This is a genomic window from Curvibacter soli, assembly GCF_029211125.1.
GTDB classification, from domain to species: Bacteria; Pseudomonadota; Gammaproteobacteria; order Burkholderiales; family Burkholderiaceae_C; genus Curvibacter_A; species Curvibacter_A soli.
On record NZ_JARGEN010000096.1, the window covers coordinates 1 to 1,358 of the forward strand.

1 protein-coding gene is annotated in these 1,358 nt (G+C 62.1%); it reads left to right on the forward strand.

Annotated elements, in window-relative coordinates:
* Positions 1-124: 124 nt before the first annotated feature.
* Positions 125-1,348, forward strand: a complete 1,224-nt coding sequence (locus PY257_RS16235) for an IS110 family RNA-guided transposase (RefSeq protein WP_275743701.1) — start codon at positions 125-127, stop codon at positions 1,346-1,348.
* The last annotated feature ends 10 nt before the right edge of the window (positions 1,349-1,358 follow it).

The following is a 1,358-nucleotide window of genomic DNA, read 5'->3' on the forward strand; positions in this document are numbered from 1 at the left end:
CCCCGGATTGCCTCCATAGAGAGCGAACGCTAAAAAGGCCGTTGGCGAGTTATCGCCTTCAGGCATCTTCAGCCGCGCCGCCCACTGCCCTGCCTTTGTCGACTGTTGCAACAAAGGAGATGGTATGGAACTGGTAGCACTGCACCAACGTGTTGTAGGGCTGGACATCCATCAGGCGCAGATCACCGCTTGCGCCCTGTTGTCTCAACCCGATGGCAGCGTACAAGTAGAGCGTCGACAGTTTGGTGCCTTCAAACGAGACCGGCGCGAGTTGGCCCAGTGGGTGGCATCCCTGCACCCTGATGAGGTGGTCATGGAGAGCACGGGCATTTACTGGAAAAGTCCGTATGCAGCCCTGGAGGCGGCAGGCATCCGGGCCAAAGTGGTCAATGCCCGGCACGTCAAGAACGTGCCCGGGCGCAAGACCGACATGGCCGATGCTCACTGGCTGGCGATGCTGGCCAGGGCAGGACTGCTGCGTGGCTCTTTCGTCGCACCGGCCCATCTGCGCCAGCTACGTCTGGTCTCGCGCCAGCGGCAAAAGCTGGTGGGGCAACTGGCCAGCGAGAAAAACCGGCTGCACAAGGTGCTGACCGATGCAGGCGTGCGCCTGGGCGTGGTGGTCAGCGACCTGCACGGCCAAAGCGCGCGCGCCATGGTCAAGGCCATCATTGCGGGCAAGTCGGTGCCAGAAGTGCTGGAGCTGGCCAGCACGCGGCTGAGGGCTCCTCGCGAGGTCTTGTTTGAGGCGCTACAAGGCGATGTGACGCCGAGCCATCGCTTTGTGCTGAGCGAACTGATGGCGCATATCGAAGAGCTCGAGGCACGCATTGCGCGCTTTGACAACCAGTTGCTCGCTGGGCTGCATGAGCAGCGCAACACGTTGGCGCTGCTGCAAACCATTCCGGGTGTAGACCTGATCGGGGCAGCCATGCTGGTGGTGGAGATCGGCAGTGACATGGATGTCTTTGGCAGCGCTGAGCGGCTGGCCTCATGGGTGGGCATGTGTCCTGGCAACCACGAATCGGCGGGCAAGCGAAAAAGCGGCCACATGCGCAAAGGCAATCCTTATGTGCGCCGCCTGCTGTGCGAGTTTGCCCACGCCGCCAGCCGCACCAGTTGCATGTTCAAGGCCAGGTTCCAGGCCTGGGTCATACGCCGAGGCCACAAGCGTGCCATCGTTGCCACGGGGCACAAGATACTGCGCACCATCTTCTTCATGCTCAAGCGGGGCGAACATTACCGGGACAGCACCACCGACTATGAGGAGATGAGCGTCAGGCGCAATGCGCCGCGCTGGATCAGGGCACTGATCAAGTTCGGCTTCATTGCCCCTGCGCAGGCCTGAAGGCCCTGCG